The sequence below is a fragment of the Bradyrhizobium sp. BRP22 genome, from assembly GCF_020194175.1.
In the GTDB taxonomy this organism is placed as follows: Bacteria; Pseudomonadota; Alphaproteobacteria; order Rhizobiales; family Xanthobacteraceae; genus Bradyrhizobium.
In genome coordinates this window covers 472,863-489,514 of the sequence record NZ_JADYVX010000001.1, presented here as the reverse complement: position 1 = coordinate 489,514, position 16,652 = coordinate 472,863, and the positions used below count along the sequence as shown (strand labels likewise).

Genomic DNA, 16,652 nt, shown 5'->3' with positions numbered 1-16,652 from the left:
CGCGGGCGATGACAGCGGGGGCGGTGCGTCAGCCGCCCATCTTCGCCAGCAGCGCGTCCGAGATCTCGAAATTGGCGAACACATTCTGCACGTCGTCGTGCTCGTTCAGGAGGTCGATCAGCTTGAGCAGCTTCTCGCCGGTCTCGTCGTCGACGGCGACAGTGTTTTGCGGCTTCCAGGTCAGCGCCGCCTTGCGCGGCTCGCCGAACTTCGCTTCCAGCGCTTTTGCGACCTCGCGGAAGGATTCCTGCGAGGCGTAGACCTCATGGCCGCTTTCGCTCGACACCACGTCGTCGGCGCCGGCTTCGATCGCGGCATCGAGCATCGCATCGTCGGAGGCGACCTTGTGGTCATACTCGATGATGCCGACCCGGTCGAACATGAAGGAGACCGAACCGGTTTCGCCGAGATTGCCGCCGGACTTGGTGAAATAGGAGCGGATGTCGGAGGCGGCGCGGTTGCGGTTGTCGGTCAGCGCCTCGACGATCACGGCGACGCCGCCGGGGCCATAGCCCTCATAGCGGATCTCGTCATAGTTCTCGCCCTCATTGCCGGCCGCCTTCTTGATGGCGCGCTCGATATTGTCCTTCGGCATGTTTTCCGCCCGCGCGGCCACGACGGCGGCGCGCAACCGCGGGTTCATCGCGGGATCGGGGGTGCCGAGCTTGGCCGCGACGGTGATTTCGCGGGCCAGCTTGCCGAACAGCTTCGACTTCTGGGCATCCTGCCGGCCCTTGCGGTGCATGATGTTCTTGAATTGGGAATGGCCGGCCATGCGAGGTCCCTTGGGAATCGTCTCTAAAATAGGGGGTGAGGCGCGGCCTTATAGGCCCGCGGTAGTCCAAAATCAAAGACCTGCCAAAATCAAAGACTTGCGGCGCCGTGTCGCTCCGCCGGCCGTACCGCATGCCGGAAAATCAGGCAGCCGTTAACCGCGATTTCATCCCCGGATGCGAGAATCGACCCATTCATTTCAACTTTCAAGAGCAATCGAGAGAACCCATGGCGGCGTTCGGTTTGTTTCGCAAGCGAGTGCCGGCACCCGTGGCTGCGGCCGTCGAGCCGAAGGTTCCGGCCGCGGCGGCGGCAGCGCCGGCCGACAGCGCTTCCTCCGATACCGGCTCGGCCCAGGAAATCCTGGAGCTGCTGGAACTCGAGCTCGGCGGCATGATCCGCCAGCTCGAGCGCGCCGCTAATGCTGTGGCCGGCGGGGCCGAGGCGACCGCGGCGACACTTGCGACCATCCGCGAGCGCACCGATGCGCTGACCGGCCGCACCAATGCGGCACAGACCACGGCCGCGACCTTCTCGCAGGCCGCCGACAAGTTCACCGATTCGGCGCGAGGGATCGGCGCGCAGGTGCGCGACGCCGGCCGGCTCGCCGACGAAGCCGGCGCCGCGGCGCGCGAGGCCCGCGCCAATGTCGACCGGCTGCGCGAATCCTCCGCTGCGATCGGCAACGTCGTCAACCTGATCGCGCAGATCGCGCGGCAGACCACCCTGCTCGCCCTCAATTCGACCATCGAGGCCGCGCGCGCCGGCGCTGCCGGCAAGGGTTTTGCGGTGGTCGCGACCGAAGTGAAGGCGCTGGCGGTGCAGACCCAGGGCGCGACCGAAGAGATCACCAGGAAGATCGAGGCGCTGCAGAAGGACGCCGCCGGCTCGGCGGATGCCGTGCACCGCATCGCGCAGGCGATCGAGGCGATTCGTCCGGTGTTCGAGCATGTCAGCGGCGCGGTGGCCGAGCAGCACCAGACCACCGGCGAGGTCGCGGACAATGCCGCCTCCGCCTCGAGCTTCATCGTCGCGGTCGGCGACGGCGCCGCCGAGATCGATCTTGCGACCAGGGAAGCCGAAGCGCATGGCAAGGACGTCGCGCGGGCGGGTCATGCGGTGACCAGCTTTGCGCAGAAACTGAAATCGCGCTGCGCGGTGCTGCTGCGGCAGGGCGAGCGCGAAGACCCGCGCAAGGGCGAGCGGCTGCCCTGCAACCTCAAGCTCGCGATTGACGCGCGGGGCAGCGCCGCCACGGCGCCGGTCTACGAGATATCCATGGACGGCATCCTGATCTGCGGGCCGGAGGCCGAACGGCTGCAACTGCACCAGAGCCTTGCCGCCACGCTTGAAGATGTCGGGGCGATCAAGATCCGCATCACGGAGAAGACCAAGGCCGGCGCGCAGGCGCGCTTCGAGGCGATGACGCCGGGGCTGCGCGAGAAGATCGAAGACAAGTTGTGGGCGATCCGCGACGAGAACACCGAGTTCGTCATGCGCGCGATGGAAGCCGGTACGGCGCTGACCAGGATCTTCGAGGACGCCATCGCAAGCGGCGCCGTTACGATCGAGGACATGTTCGATACCGATTATGTCGAGATATCCGGCACCAATCCGGTGCAGTACCGTACAAAAATACTGGACTGGGCCGAACGCGCGCTGCCGCCGTTCCAGGAGGCCTTCCTCGCCAAGGATCCGCGGATGGCGTTCGCCGCGATGATCGACCGCAACGGCTATCTGCCGGTGCATAACAAGATCTATTCGCATCCGCAGCGGCCGGGCGATGTCGCCTTCAACACCGCCAACAGCCGCAACCGCCGCATCTTCAACGACGCGGCGGGGCTCGCCGCCGGGCGCAATGAGCGCGCCTATCTGATCCAGAGCTACGCCCGCGACATGGGCAACGGCAACATGGTGATGATGCGCGAGATCGACGTGCCGGTCCGCGTGCGCGGCCGACATTGGGGCGGCTTCCGCACGGCGTACAAGCTCTGAAGCCTGTTTTCTAACCAGTTGCCCCATAGCTCGGCATCCGGCCGCCGACTTTTCAAAACGCACGGTTCTTTGGTGCGACCGTCATTCGGATTTCGACGCCCCTACCCTAGAATGACGTACACGATGATGTGATGATGATTATCATCCTATGTGTCGTTAGCACGAATTGGCATTGCGAATCATGTCTTCGCTTCCTAGCTCGTCGCGATGCAATATCGTTTCGTTGACGCGTCCGCTGTCCGCGGCGGTTGAATTTGGGGAATGCTTTATGGCGACGACTCTCACCATCAATGGCGAACGTAAATCCTTCGATGCGCCGCCCGAAATGCCGCTGCTCTGGGTGCTGCGTGACATCTTAGGCATGACCGGGACCAAGTTCGGCTGCGGCATCGCACAGTGCGGCGCCTGCACGGTGCATATCGACGGCAAGGCGGTGCGCTCCTGCGTGCTGCCGGTGAGCGCGGTGCGCGACCGACAGGTGACGACGATCGAGGCGGTCGGCAATTCGCCTGCCGGGGCGAAGGTGCAGAAGGCCTGGCTCGATCTCGAAGTCGTCCAGTGCGGCTATTGCCAGTCGGGCCAGATCATGGCGGCGGCCGCGCTGCTGGCCGCGACGCCGAATCCCGATGATTCCGACATCGATGCCGCGATGGCCGGCAACATCTGCCGCTGCGGCACTTATGTGCGGATTCGCGACGCCATCAAGCACGCCGCCTCCGGACGCCAGTCGTAAGGGGCGCACCATGCTGACGGTCGAAAAGAATTCTGACGGCGTCTCGCGCCGTGCGCTCCTCACTGGTGGGCTCGCCACCGGCTTCCTGCTCGCCTTCCATCTGCCGTTGCGCGCGGCAAGCTATGCCGCGAACGAGCCGGTGCAGCCGCCCGATGTGACCGCCGGCAAGTTCGCGCCGAACGCCTTCATCCGCATCGACGAGACCGGCAACACCACGCTGATCATGCCGCAGGTCGAGATGGGCCAGGGCACCTACACCTCGATCTCGATGATCCTCGCCGAGGAGCTCGATGCCGACTGGACCAGGGTCGCGGTGCTGCATGCGCCGCCGAACGACAAGCTCTACGGCAATCCGACTTTCGGCCTGCAGGTGACCGGCAACTCCAACTCGATCCGTGCCTGGTGGAAGCCGCTGCGCACCGCCGGCGCCACTGCACGCGCGATGCTGGTGCAGGCCGCGGCCGGCGAATGGCAGGTCGATCCGGCAAGCTGCACGACGTCGAAGGGCGAGGTCACCCATGCCGCCAGCGGCCGCAAGCTCGGCTATGGCGCGCTGGCGCTCTCCGCACAGGGCCAGACGCCGCCGAAGGAGGTCCCGCTGAAAGACGCCAAGGACTTCGTCTATATCGGCCAGCCCTTGAAGCGGCTGGACACACCGGACAAGGTCAACGGCAAGGCGGTGTATGGCATCGATGCGCTGCTGCCGGACATGAAGGTCGCGACCGTCGCGGCCTGCCCCGTATTCGGCGGCAGGGTCGCCAAGGTCGACGATACCGCCGCGCAGAAAATGCCTGGCGTGCGCAAGATCGTGGTGCTCGACGATATGGTCGCCGTGATCGGCGATCACATGTGGGCGGCGAAAAAGGGCCTCGCCGCGCTCAAGATCGAGTGGGACGAAGGGCCGAATGCGAAGGTCGGCTCGAAGGAAATCTGGCAGCATCTGCGCGCCGCCAGCGAGAAGGATGGCGCGGTCGCCAAGTCCGTCGGCGACATCGCCAAGGGGCTTGCGACCGGCGACAAGTTCGAAGCCAGCTTCGAGATGCCGTTCCTGGCGCATGCGTCGATGGAGCCGATCAACGCCACGGTCCATGTCAGGCCTGATGCCTGCGAGATCTGGACCGGTACGCAGATCATGACCCGGGTGCAATCGGAAGCGGCCAAGGCCGCGGGGCTCCCGGTCGAGAAGGTGATCGTCAACAACCATCTCCTCGGCGGCGGCTTCGGCCGCAAGCTGGAGCCGGACATGGTGGTCGCCGCGGTGAAGATCGCCAAGCAGGTCGACTATCCCGTGAAGGTGGTGTGGACCCGCGAGGAGGACATCCAGCACGACGTCTATCGCCCGATCTATCGTGACACCGTCGCCGCGACATTGGTCGATGGCAAGGTGGCGGCGTGGAAATACAAGGTCGCCGGCTCGGCGGTGCTGGCGCGCTGGCTGCCGCCGGCGTTCCAGAAGGGCATCGACATTGACGCGGTCGATGCCGCCGTCGATGCGCCCTACGACATCCCGAACTTCCATGTCGAATATGTCCGTGCCGAGCCGCCGGCGGTGCCGACCGGCTTCTGGCGCGGCGTCGGCCCGAACAACAACGTGTTCGCGGTCGAATGCGCGATGGACGAATTGGCGCGCAAGGCCGGCAAGGATCCGGTGGAATTCCGCCGCGCCATGCTGGCGAGCAGGCCGCGGGCGCTGGCGGTGCTCAACTCCGCCGCAGAGAAGGCTAATTGGGGCCAACCGCTGCCTCCGCGTATCGGCCGCGGCATCTGCCTGCAGCCGTCGTTCGAGACCTTCATCGCGACCGTGGTCGAGGCCGAGGTCGACGACATGGGCGAAGTGGCGGTGCGCCGCGTGGTCTCGGTGGTCGATACCGGCATCGCCGTCAATCCTGACACCGTGAAGGCGCAGATCGAGGGCGGCTTGATCTTCGGGCTGACGGCGGCGCTCTATGGCGAGATCACCATCGACAAGGGTCGCGTGCAGCAGTCCAACTTCCATGACTATCGCATGCTGCGCATCGACCAGACGCCGAAGATCGAGGTGCATGTCGTCAAGAGCGGCGAACCGCCGGGCGGCATCGGCGAGGCCGGCGTCAATGCCGGGCCGCCGGCACTGCGCAACGCCATTTACGCTGCAACCGGCGTGGCGCTGCGGCGAATGCCGATCGATCGTTCACTGCTTGCCGTGGGGAAGAAGGCATGAGGCCGGCAATGCGTATCCTGTTGAGCCTTGCCGTGATCGTCATCGCGGCGGTGGCGATCGGCGCTTGGATCGTCCGTGGTCCCGGCCCGCTTGATTTCTCCGGTGGCAACAAAGTGGCAGTCGCCGACTACCGCGCCGGCAAGCCGACCGGCGTGCCGGCATCGCTGGAGAAAGCAAGCCTGGTCGAGCGCGGCGAATATCTGGCCAAGGCGGCCGACTGCATGGTCTGTCATACCAAGCCGGGCGAAAAGGAATTTGCTGGCGGGCTGGCCTTCAAGCTGCCGTTCGGCACGCTCTATTCGACCAACATCACCCCCGACAGGGAAACCGGTATCGGCAATTACAGCGACCAGGATTTTCTCAACGCAGTCCAGCGCGGCAAGCGCCATGACGGGGCGATGCTCTACCCGGCGATGCCCTATCCGTCCTACACCTACATGACCGACGAGGATCTGCTGGCGGTGAAGGCCTATCTGTTCAGCCTGCCGCCGGTGCGCGCGCCGGCGCCGGAGAACACGCTGGCGTTCCCGTTCAACCAGCGCTGGGCGATGCTGTTCTGGTCGGCGGTGTTCAACCCGGACACACGCTTTGCGCCCGACACCTCGAAGAGCCCGGAGTGGAACAGGGGTGCCTATCTCGCCGAAGCGCTCGCTCATTGCGGCGAGTGCCACACCCCGCGCAATCTCGGTTTCGCGCTCGACAACCGCAAGAAGTTTGCGGGCGCTGTGACCGCGGGCTGGCGCGCCTTCAACATCTCCTCCGACAAGAGCACGGGCCTCGGCAATTGGAGCGAGGACGCGCTGGTCTCCTACCTTTCGACCGGCCATGCGCTCGGCCACGGCACGGCTTCCGGGCCGATGGGCGAAGCGGTCGACCACAGCCTGAGCCAGCTCGCACCCGAAGACATCCGCGCCCTTGCCGTCTACCTGCGCAGCGTGCCGCCGCAGCCCTCGCCCGACCTGCCGGCCACCACGGCTCCAGTGGCGCCGTCATCGCACAAGGAAGGTTTCACGGCGGACGCCCGTGGCAAGATGGTGTTCGAAGGTGCCTGCGTGAGTTGCCACGGCTGGAGCGGCGAGAGCCTGGTATCTTCGATGGCGACGCTGACCGGCGCGTGGTCCGTGAACGACCCTGCCGCGATCAACGTCGCGCAGATCGTCATATCCGGCACCAGGCGCACCACGCCCGACGGCGCGCTCTCGATGCCGGCGTTCGGCAACGCCTATTCGGATGACGAGATCGCGGCGGTGGCCAACTACGTCACCGCGCGGTTCGGCGCCAAGGGCTCGAAGCTGACAGCAAAGGACGTGGCGGAGCTGCGGCAGCAGACGGCGCAGTAAGCATTCGGGAGATTGAGTGCCGCGCGCTCGATCGCCCCACGCACGCACCGGATCGCATCGCACCATGCGATCCGGCAAACTCTTCTTCAACGTTTGGGATGCGGGTGAGCACGCCGCGGATGCACACTGTCGTCGATCGCCGCGTCAATGCGGATACCCCGAAAGATTGGCTCACATTTTGGTGTTAGAAGATTCTCGGCGCAATGCCGCACCAGTTGGTATGAGATTCTGATATCCCCTGATTCTTCTCCAATATTTGAGAAACTGGCGGTCTTTTGTTGCGGTACGGTTGCGCAGCCGGAACGTTGATCATGCAAAAAACACAGCCGATTCGGTCGAACGTGCCGTACAAGATCGACCTCGTTCGACGTATTGACCTCACCACCTTGCAGCTGTTCGTCGCGATTTGCGAAGAAGGTAATTTGACGCGTGCATCGCAGAGAGAGGCGATAGCGCCTTCGGCGGTCAGCAAGCGCATGCACGACCTTGAGCAGGCGCTCCAGGTCGCCCTGTTCGAGAGACACCCAAGCGGAATGACACTGACGCCGGCAGGCGAATCGCTGTTGCATCATGCGCGCGTCACACTGCTCAACATCGAAAAGATCGCAGTGGATATGGCGGAGTATGCGCGGGGTGTGCGTGGACATGTGCGAATGCTGGCAAACCTGTCGTCGATCGTCGAATTTCTGCCGGACGATCTGCCAGGATTCTTTAACTCCCACGAGCTGGTGCGGCTCGATCTTCAGGAGCGCCCCAGCGCGGAGGTCGTGCGCGGCGTCGAGGAAGGCGTCGCGGATATCGGCATCTGCTCGGCGGATGTCAGCACGCGTAGCCTGGAGCGGTATTCGTATCGTAGGGATCGCCTCGTTATCGTAGTAAGGTCCGATCACCCGCTGTCGCGCGCAACGCAAGTGTCGTTTGCCGATACGCTGGACTACGATCATGTCGGCCTGTTCGCCACAAGCTCGATCTATCTTCGCTCTCAATACACGGCGCAGCAAATCGGCAAGTCCATCAGGCTAAGAGTCCACGTCCCTGGTTTCGATGCTGTCTGCCGGATGGTGCAGGCCGGAATGGGTATTGGCTTGATCCCGAACCGGGCATTTGCGGTCTTGAGCCAGGGCATGAATCTGACAGCCGTCGAGCTGAGCGACGAATGGGCGGATCGTGAGCTGGTGCTGGTTGCCAGAGATCCCGCAGGGCTGTCAGCCACGAGTCGATTGATGCTCAATCATCTCAGATGTTCCCGCAGCACCGTGCACTGACCCGGTTCTTCGCGTTCGTCATCTGCGAACGCTCGTTCATCAACGAATATTGGACTCAACTCCCCTTGCTCGGCAACACCTTGACAAAACAGCGTGTCGAGGAGCGCCAAGGTGGAAGGGCCGTTATCCGGTATTCGAGTTGTCGAACTTGGAACACTGATTGCCGCACCATTTGCGGCGCGGCTGTTCGCCGAATTCGGCGCAGACGTCATCAAGGTTGAGCAGCCCGGGATTGGGGATCCCCTGCGCAAGTGGCGAAAGCTCCATCAGGGGACATCGCTCTGGTGGTACCTGCAATCCCGCAACAAGAAGTCTATCGCAATTGATCTGAAGTCGTCGGACGGGCGTGCCCTTGCCCGTCGCCTGGCTGCTCGAGCCGACGTCGTGATCGAGAATTTCAAGCCTGGCACCCTTGAAAAGCTCGGCCTCGGCTGGGACGTGCTCTCCGCACTCAATCCTGACCTGACCATGGTCCGTATCTCCGGCTATGGACAGACAGGTCCTTACCGCGATCGATCGGGGTTCGGCGCGATCGGCGAAGCCATGGGTGGATTGAGATTCACCACCGGCGAACCGGAGAGTCCGCCGGCCCGGGTCGGCATCAGCATCGGCGACAGCCTGGCTTCGCTGCACGGCGTGATTGGAGCACTGATGTCGCTGCTTCGAGTCAAGACCGGGCAGGGCAAGGGGCAGATCGTCGACGTCTCTCTTTACGAGAGCGTGTTCAATCTCATGGAAAGTCTGGTTCCCGAGTACGATCTCATGGGCCATATCAGGACCCGTACCGGCGGCGCACTGCCGGGCATAAGTCCCTCCAATACTTATCCAAGCTCTGATGGGCGCCATGTGGTTATCGCCGGCAACAGTGACGCGATATTCAAGCGCCTGATGCGTGTGATCGAGCGGCCGGATCTCGGTGAAGATCCGACTCTCGGCAACAACGACGGGCGCGTGCGCAGAAACGCGGTTCTCGACGCTGCAATCAGCGTTTGGACCTCGCAACGAACCATCGACGAGATCCTTTCTCGCCTTGATGCGGCCGATGTGCCTGCGGCTCGAATCTATTCGGTGGCCGATATCGTGAAAGACCCCCACTACGCTGCTCGGGACATGATCCTGCCGACCGAGCTTCCCGGTGGCGTCACCGTGAAGATGCCGGGCATCGCGCCGAAGCTATCGGATACGCCTGGCGGCGTAAGGTGGCCGGGACCGACACTCGGGCAACACACCGACGAGGTCTTGCAGTCGCTCGGCCTGGACGAGACCGACATCGTACAACTGCGCCGCAGCGGAGCGGTGCAGTGACCGCCGAGCTGCCGGACATTTTGATCCAGGAAGTGGCACCACGCGACGGGCTGCAGATCGAGCCACAATGGATCGAAACCGTCGAGAAAGTACGGCTGATCGATGCCTTGTCCGCCGTCGGCTTTCGCCGCATCGAAATCTCCTCGTTTGTTTCGCCAAAGGCTGTGCCGGCGCTTCGGGATGCAGCAGACGTATTTGCCAGCATCAGGCGGCGTCGCGGAACGATTTACACGGCGCTGATTCCGAACCGGAAAGGTGCCGAGCTCGCGTTGGCGGCGCGCGCCGACGAGCTCAATTTTGTGATGTCGGCGAGCGAGACGCACAATCGCGCGAACATGAACATGACGCATGATCACTCACTCGCGTCCCTTGCTGAAATCATCAAACTGGCTTGCACGGCTGGCGCTTTGGTCAACGCTACGATTGCGACTGCGTTCGGCTGCCCGTTCGAGGGAATACAGCCGTTCGGAAAGGTCTTGGACATCGTCAAACAGTACCTCGACCTCGGCACCCACAGCATAACGCTCGCAGATACCACGGGCATGGCCAACCCCAGTCAGGTCTCGCGGTTGGTGGCCAAGGTCTTCACGGTGCTCCCCCCGGACAAGCTCACGCTTCATTTCCACAACACGCGGGGGCTCGGGTTGGTCAATGTGCTCGCGGCCTACAACAGCGGTGCACGCCGCTTCGATGCAGCGCTGGGCGGATTGGGTGGCTGCCCATTTGCGCCGGGCGCGACCGGCAATGTTTGCACCGAGGATCTGGCCAATCTCTGCCATGAAACCGGACTGAAGACCGGCCTGGACCTCGATCGCTTGATCGACCTGTCGAGGCGATTGCCCACATTGGTCGGACACAACGTGCCGGGCCAAGTCGCAAAGGCGGGACGTCCGCTGGATCTGCACCCCGTCCCAGAACGATTGCGCCAGCACCCCGCCTGAACAACCTGCAATCACACTTCAAAAAACATATCGGAGGAAATCATGACGATTACCACAGCGCCTGCTGTCGGTCTCGATGCAACGATCAGCGAGCAGCAAGTCATCAGCAAGATCGCTTGGCGCCTGATGCCGCTGATCATCGTCTGCTATTTTTTTGCGTTCTTCGATCGCGTGAACATCAGTTTTGCCAAAGCATCACTCCAGGCGGATCTCGGTCTGAGCAACACGGCTTACGGATTCGGCGCGAGCCTGTTTGTCGTCGGCTACGTCCTGCTTGAGGTGCCGAGCAACATGCTTCTGTATCGCTTCGGCGCCCGGCGCTGGATAGCCCGCATCATGATCTCGTGGGGGCTCGCGACAGCGGCCATGGTCTTTGTCCGCACCGAATGGCAGTTCTACGCGCTGCGCTTCGCGATTGGCGCCATGGAGGCCGGATTCGCACCCGGTATTCTCTACTATCTGACCCTTTGGTTCCCAAAATCCCATCGCGGACGCATGACTTCGGTCTTCTTTCTCGCGACCGCCTTTTCGGGAATCATCGGAGCGCCGGTTTCAGGCCTCATTCTCAACTATATGAGCGGACTGCACGGTTTGGCCGGCTGGCAATGGTTATTCCTGGCCGGCGGCGTTCCATGCGTTGCTCTTGGATTGGTTGTCCTGCTTCGATTTGACGACAGCATTGATCATGCGAAATGGCTGAGCAACGGTGAGCGCCGTCTCATCTCGCTGCAATTGGACCGCCAGAAGAACGAAATTGGCGAGCGCTCAGCTTGGCGATCGCTGCTCATGCCCGGCGTGCTGCTACTCGGGTTTATCTACTTTCTGATCCAGATCGCGTCCTATGGGCTCAACTTCTGGGCGCCGGATCTCATCAAGACGGCCGGCGAAGGAAGCGCGAGCGCAATCGGGTTCTTGACCGCCATTCCCTATGTTTGCGGCGCTATCAGCATGTTGATCGTCGGGCGGCTCTCCGACGCATCCGGTGAACGTCCGAAATTTGTTGCCGGACTTGTCTTGGTTGCAGCGTTCGGCTTTATTGCCACCGGCATTTTCGACAAGAGCGTTGCCTTCCTGGTTGGCGCGCTTGCCGTACTCGGGGGCGGCGTGGTTGCATCAATCCCGACATTTTGGACATTGCCTCCGAAGATACTGACCGGCGCCGGCGCCGCAAGCGGGATCGCCCTTATCAACACGTTGGGCCAGGTTGGTGGCATCGTAAGTCCGGTCATGGTCGGCTCAGTCAAGGATCTGACGGGCAGCACGACGCCGGCGCTGTATGTCATTGCTGGTCTTTGTGTGTTGTGCGCGGTACTCTTGTTGGCGGCGCTTCCTCGTGAGCTCAGGTCCAAAGACTTCCACCAGCCGAGATAGGAAAGCATCGCGTTTGGCCGTCGCGGAGCGGGCCGGATGATCCGCCACCATCGGCCCGGTCAGTTCGGCTGTGAAAAGGGCCAGCATGAGGCCCGCCACCGGTACTTCGGGGATCAGATATCGCCAGACATCGAGAGTGTGGGCGGCAGCGGCGGTCGCGATCGCAGCCGCCCACATCACCATCACGATGCCTGCGCGCATCACGAAAGTGCGGCGCCGACGCCGAACAGCGGCGACCATCCAAAATATGACCGCGATCACGAAGGCGGCGGACAATGCCTTGAACAGATAGACTGAGATGGCTGGGAGATCGGACAACAGGCCGATCCGAACCGGTCCGCCTTGCAGCTCGAGCGGCTGAGCCGCCCGGCCGCGCCGCGTCATGATCTCGGACACGTGCGGCACGTCGTCGGTGGACACCGGTATGGCAGGCTCGAGCCCATAGGGCGGCCATGCCAACAGGAGGCCATAGGCCATCTGACGCGCGAACTTGGCTGCATAGGCCAGCGGCCGGTCGCGCACGGCGGTCAGGACGATGCGCCAATAGGCTGGCGCCGCGGCAAGGACGTTGCCGGTATCATCGGCGAGATATCGATCCAGTTCGGTATCGAAGAGGCAGGCATCGCCGAAGAACCCGAGTACGGGCCAACGGCCCGGCTCGGCGGCGAAGTCGGCGGCAAGCCGCGCCATCGTGGCATCCGCCCGGTCGCCCGCCGCCGAAACGATCTCGTGTCGCGCCGCATCGCTCGCAAGCACGATGTCGAGATGATTGCAGAACAGTGTCTTGGGGACGAACACGGCCGAGGCCTGATCGGAGTTGGAAGCACCGAACCGGGAGCCGGCCAGGAAAAGCGCCAGCGCTGTCGCGACGGCAACGGCGATCACGGCAAGGCGCGCAGGTGTCGTCGGCCGGACGAGGTGGGCGCCTAACAGCATGGCCGCGATCGGGACAAGAAGTCCCTGCGATCTCAAGCACGCCGCGAACACCGCGCACAGGATCGAGGCAACGATCGCGCAGTATCGCGCCGCCCCGTCGACACAGGTGGCAACCAGCAGACCAACAGTTGCCAGATTGACGAAGACTGCAAAGAGAAGGTCTGCGGTGAGGACGTTCCTGAACAGGAGCAGGCCTGGATACATCGCGACGAGGATGATCGGCACGAGCGCGGCGGCGTTGCGCGTCGCTGCCTGCACGGCCATCGCAAGCGCCAGCATCAGAACGGCCCAGGCCGCCTGCTGCAGGCGGACCACCGTTCCAAAGTCGCCTCCGAACGCGAACGTCACGGCGAGGAAGGTCGGGTAGCCTGGATCGCGCCCACCAGCCACGGTCGGCCATCCCGCCTCGAGCGTGCGCAGCGCAGATTCCACAAAGGAGGGTGTGTCGCCCCAGACGACCCGGACCGCCGGTCTGAACGACACGAGAATTGCCGCCAGCAGCATGGCCCACGCCAGCACCGCCCATGGCCGCAGGAATCGGGCGCCGCCCAGGGAGGCGGCTCCGACCCTCATAGGCGCTGGAGCTTCGCGGTCGGACCGCACGATCACCGTCCACGGAACGAGATCCCGCCCGGGCTCGATGCTAGAGCATTTTCGGTTCTGATTGAATCAGAACCGAAGCTCTAGATCCTTGTTTTGACGCGTTTTCTTCACGCGAACCGGTGTCCACTTCGCTCGAAAACGCTTCTAGAGCAAGTCGCTCGACAAGACCATGGGAGGCGCGGCGCGCTCTCGCCTGTCTCGGATCCGGTCCCCCGCCTTCCTGATGCGGTTTTGCGCAGCCTAATCCAGCTTTACTCCGGCCTCTTGCACGACCTTGCGCCAGCGCACGACTTCTGCGGACACCATGGTTGCAAACGCAGAACCGGTGACGTCGGGTACGTCGGAGCCGTTGCGCTCCCAGGCCTCCTTGATTGACGCTGTCTGCATGGCTTTCTGCAGCTCTTTGACCATCTGCTTGACGATCTCCGGCGGCGTGTTCTTCGGCGCGAACAGGCCGTACCAGGTCGACACTTCATAGCCGGCCAGGCCTGCTTCATTGGCCGTGGGCAGATCGGGGAACGCCGCCACCCGCTTTGGCGCGGCCACCGCAAGCGCCCGCAACTGTCCGGCCCTGATCGGCGCGGCTGACGAGCCGAGCCCGTCGAACACGACCGGCACATGGCCGGCGATGAGATCCTGCATGGCGGGACCGGCCCCGCGATAGGGGACGTGCTGGATGTTTGTCTTGGTCAGGATCTTGAACAGCTCGCCCGCGAGGTGATGCGTGGTGCCGGCCCCGGCGGAGCCGTAATTCAACTTGCCCGGATTGGCGCGCGCGTAGGCGATGAACTCGGCGAGTGTCTTGGCTGCGACCTTGTCGGGATTGACGACCACCACCTGCGGCGGCCGCGCGATCAGGGCCACCGCGACAAAATCCTTCTCGATGTCGTAGTCGAGATTGGGATAGAGCGATGGCGCAATGGCGTGATGCGCCGCGCCCATGAAGAAAGTGTAGCCGTCCGGCGCGGCCTTGGCGGCCGCCGAAGCGCCCACCGTGCCGCCTGCCCCGGCGCGGTTTTCGATCAGGACGCGCTTGCCCAACTGGGTGTCAAGCTGGGCTGCGAGCGGGCGGGCAAAGGCGTCGGTGCCGCCGCCGGCCGCGAATGGCACGATGAAGGTGATCGGCTTCTGAGGCCACGAGTCGGCCCAAGCGTGGCCAGCCAGGACGGAAATGCCGGCCAGAAGTGCAAACAAGGTGTAACCAATTGATTTCAGCCTCACGTCAGTCTCCTCCCGATGGTGCGAGGGTCACGTCCTCTCGTCGGCGGCGTCTTTTTCTTCTTCTTGCCTTGATTCCGGGTGGATCGGCCGGAGTGAAAGGAGCGGCATGATCCAGCAAATGGAACATCCGGACAAGGTCGACAAACCGGGGCGTATGGTCGCGTCAGAGAGCTGGGCGCGGACTGTACGAGGCCGGCGTGCTGTGTTTACGCGAGCTGAAGATCAAACCGACTGATTACCGGTCTTTCGGCACATGTCTGGCATGACGATCCGCTTTACAGCATTGCATGCACGACGCCCAGAGAGCGGAGCCTGATCTCCTCGCCGAGTTAACCATGCAGGCGCGTGGCTGGACAACGGCCCGACGCTTAATGCGCGCTTAACGCTTTTGCGGGACACATAGAGGATCAGCGCAAAATCAAGTCGCAAGAAGTGCGAGTGGAAGTCCGCCCACCCCGAGGAGGGGGATTGCATGGGACTGCTTCTCATTGGCTTGGTGGCAGGAATGCTGATCGGCTATGCCATGCCTGTGCCCACGCAGGCGAGCCTGCAGATGTGCGGGTCGAAAATCTGTTTCGATGGAAGTACGCCACCTTCGACGGAGCCGAAGGTGAGCGCGCTCACGCCAACTCCAGCGGCGAAGGCGACGAAGGTTGGAACGGCGGCGAAGCCTGGGAAGCGATCACCGCCGCGTCAGAACACACGGCTTGCGCGTGGCAAGAACCCGCCGCCGAAGGCGATGGCGGACCGCGCACCCGCTGCTGAAACATCCGAGGCCGTCCTGAGCAAGGCGAAGATATCGGTCGCGGCAAAAATGGAAGATCCGGCATCGACCGAATTCACCGACGTGAAGCGGGCAATCAGGAAGAATACGCTGGGGCGGCCGGTCGACACGATCTGTGGTCATGTCAGGGGAAAGAAGGCGTCGGGCGAGGACACCGGGGAGCGACCGTTTCTGTATCTCGTGAAGGAGGATGACGTCTACGTCGTCGACGGCAAGCCAGATTCAGCCGCGGCGATCGCGTATCGGAACATTTGTAACTGAAGGGTGACACCGGGAAAGCGGATACCGGTGGTCAACCTGCGCGCTCGATCGGCACAAGGCTTACGCCATGAGCCGGTTGCGTGACGCTATTCATTGGCATGGAAATGATTGGGGTAGGTCAGCAATTCCTTGAATTGGGGATATTATGGACGACCTTGTCAGCGCTGCAGAGCGGCTCAATGGATCGCTGCCGTTGCCGCTCCTGCTCATCATCGATCCGCTCACGCTCGCGCGGACCTGCATTCTGCACATTCTCAGGCAGGAGCTGATCGGATTCGAAATCGTCGAAATGGCCACCACCGACAATCTCGGCTGCGCGACGGGACGGGATGTCCGGCTGGCCACGCTCAGCATCGGGGACAAATCGGTCGCCGATCCCTCCGTCGCCGGTGACCTCGCGCTTCTCGCCGATTGCTGCCCCAATGCCTCGATCGCCCTGTTCTGCAACCGGGATGACGAAGCCACCGCGCTTGCGGCCCTGCAGCGGGGTGTTCGCGGCTTCTTTCCGACCTCGATCCCGGTCGAACTCGCCGTCGCCGGCTTGCGTCTTGTTCTCGCCGGCGGCGTCTACAGGCCGCTTTCGATTGAGGGGCAGAACGGGTCGTCGGGCTGCGAGCCGATCTATCCCCGCCCGTTGGCGCCGATATATCTGGCGAACAAGGACCAGATCGAGTTCACGCCGCGCGAGCAGCACGTGCTTGCGGAACTGGAGCTCGGCCTGCCCAACAAGCTGATTGCCGCCAAACTGAACCTCTCGGAAAACACGGTGAAGATGCACATTCACCACATCATGCGGAAATGTGCCGCGCGCAATCGCACCGAGGCGGTGCTGCGCTGGCGCGCAAGATCGATCGGTCACCGTGGGCCGGAGCCCGGGGCATTCTCGTCATCCTGAGCCGGCTGCGCTGATCGCTTTCGGCTGG

At 63.2% G+C, this 16,652-nt stretch carries 12 protein-coding genes; 10 read left to right on the top strand and 2 right to left on the bottom strand.

What is annotated here, in order from left to right; translation table 11 throughout:
- Positions 1-28 precede the first annotated feature (28 nt).
- Positions 29-775: a YebC/PmpR family DNA-binding transcriptional regulator gene (locus I6F35_RS02165; protein WP_225115986.1), complete on the bottom strand. Its 747-nt coding sequence runs from the start codon at positions 773-775 to the stop codon at positions 29-31.
- Positions 776-1,002: 227 nt separating this feature from the next.
- Between I6F35_RS02165 and I6F35_RS02160 the strand changes: the two genes are divergently transcribed.
- The 8 genes from I6F35_RS02160 to I6F35_RS02125 all read left to right on the top strand — a co-directional run bounded on the left by I6F35_RS02160 (position 1,003) and on the right by I6F35_RS02125 (position 11,924).
- Positions 1,003-2,769 (top strand): methyl-accepting chemotaxis protein, encoded by a 1,767-nt coding sequence (locus I6F35_RS02160; RefSeq protein ID WP_225115985.1) that lies wholly within the window; start codon positions 1,003-1,005, stop codon positions 2,767-2,769.
- A 268-nt stretch (positions 2,770-3,037) separates the two neighbouring features.
- Positions 3,038-3,502 (top strand): (2Fe-2S)-binding protein, encoded by a 465-nt coding sequence (locus I6F35_RS02155; protein ID WP_225115984.1) that lies wholly within the window; start codon positions 3,038-3,040, stop codon positions 3,500-3,502.
- A 10-nt stretch (positions 3,503-3,512) separates the two neighbouring features.
- Positions 3,513-5,702 carry a molybdopterin cofactor-binding domain-containing protein gene (locus I6F35_RS02150; RefSeq protein WP_225115983.1) on the top strand — a complete coding sequence of 730 codons (2,190 nt, stop codon included), beginning with the start codon at positions 3,513-3,515 and terminating at the stop codon, positions 5,700-5,702.
- Positions 5,699-7,042 (top strand): cytochrome c, encoded by a 1,344-nt coding sequence (locus I6F35_RS02145; protein WP_225115982.1) that lies wholly within the window; start codon positions 5,699-5,701, stop codon positions 7,040-7,042. Before I6F35_RS02150 ends, I6F35_RS02145 begins: the two co-directional genes overlap by 4 nt.
- A 311-nt stretch (positions 7,043-7,353) precedes the next feature.
- A complete protein-coding gene (locus I6F35_RS02140; RefSeq protein ID WP_225115981.1) occupies positions 7,354-8,307 on the top strand; it encodes a LysR family transcriptional regulator in 954 nt (317 codons plus the stop codon).
- Positions 8,308-8,418: 111 nt separating this feature from the next.
- A complete protein-coding gene (locus I6F35_RS02135; protein ID WP_225115980.1) occupies positions 8,419-9,612 on the top strand; it encodes a CaiB/BaiF CoA-transferase family protein in 1,194 nt (397 codons plus the stop codon).
- Positions 9,609-10,553, top strand: coding sequence for a hydroxymethylglutaryl-CoA lyase (locus I6F35_RS02130; protein ID WP_225115979.1), 945 nt, complete (start codon positions 9,609-9,611; stop codon positions 10,551-10,553). Before I6F35_RS02135 ends, I6F35_RS02130 begins: the two co-directional genes overlap by 4 nt.
- Before the next feature lie 42 nt (positions 10,554-10,595).
- A complete protein-coding gene (locus I6F35_RS02125; RefSeq protein WP_225115978.1) occupies positions 10,596-11,924 on the top strand; it encodes an MFS transporter in 1,329 nt (442 codons plus the stop codon).
- Between the two features lie 1,779 nt (positions 11,925-13,703).
- Here the strand turns inward: I6F35_RS02125 and I6F35_RS02120 are convergent.
- Entirely contained in the window at positions 13,704-14,684 is a 981-nt protein-coding gene (locus I6F35_RS02120; protein ID WP_225115977.1) for a tripartite tricarboxylate transporter substrate binding protein, read from the bottom strand.
- Positions 14,685-15,156: 472 nt separating this feature from the next.
- On the opposite strand from I6F35_RS02120, the gene I6F35_RS02110 reads away from it, so the two are divergent.
- Positions 15,157-15,729 carry a hypothetical protein gene (locus I6F35_RS02110; protein WP_225115975.1) on the top strand — a complete coding sequence of 191 codons (573 nt, stop codon included), beginning with the start codon at positions 15,157-15,159 and terminating at the stop codon, positions 15,727-15,729.
- Positions 15,730-15,874: 145 nt separating this feature from the next.
- Positions 15,875-16,624 carry a response regulator transcription factor gene (locus tag I6F35_RS02105; protein ID WP_225115974.1) on the top strand — a complete coding sequence of 250 codons (750 nt, stop codon included), beginning with the start codon at positions 15,875-15,877 and terminating at the stop codon, positions 16,622-16,624.
- Positions 16,625-16,652: the final 28 nt, after the last annotated feature.

Bases quoted from the DNA above. Each gene is read 5' to 3' on its own strand.
- I6F35_RS02140 (WP_225115981.1), top strand. From the start codon at position 7,354: ATGCAAAAAACACAGCCGATTCGGTCGAACGTGCCGTACAAGATCGAC.
- I6F35_RS02160 (WP_225115985.1), top strand. From the start codon at position 1,003: ATGGCGGCGTTCGGTTTGTTTCGCAAGCGAGTGCCGGCACCCGTGGCT.
- I6F35_RS02105 (WP_225115974.1), top strand. From the start codon at position 15,875: ATGGACGACCTTGTCAGCGCTGCAGAGCGGCTCAATGGATCGCTGCCG.
- I6F35_RS02150 (WP_225115983.1), top strand. From the start codon at position 3,513: ATGCTGACGGTCGAAAAGAATTCTGACGGCGTCTCGCGCCGTGCGCTC.
- I6F35_RS02165 (WP_225115986.1), bottom strand. From the start codon at position 775: ATGGCCGGCCATTCCCAATTCAAGAACATCATGCACCGCAAGGGCCGG.
- I6F35_RS02145 (WP_225115982.1), top strand. From the start codon at position 5,699: ATGAGGCCGGCAATGCGTATCCTGTTGAGCCTTGCCGTGATCGTCATC.
- I6F35_RS02155 (WP_225115984.1), top strand. From the start codon at position 3,038: ATGGCGACGACTCTCACCATCAATGGCGAACGTAAATCCTTCGATGCG.
- I6F35_RS02110 (WP_225115975.1), top strand. From the start codon at position 15,157: ATGGGACTGCTTCTCATTGGCTTGGTGGCAGGAATGCTGATCGGCTAT.
- I6F35_RS02125 (WP_225115978.1), top strand. From the start codon at position 10,596: ATGACGATTACCACAGCGCCTGCTGTCGGTCTCGATGCAACGATCAGC.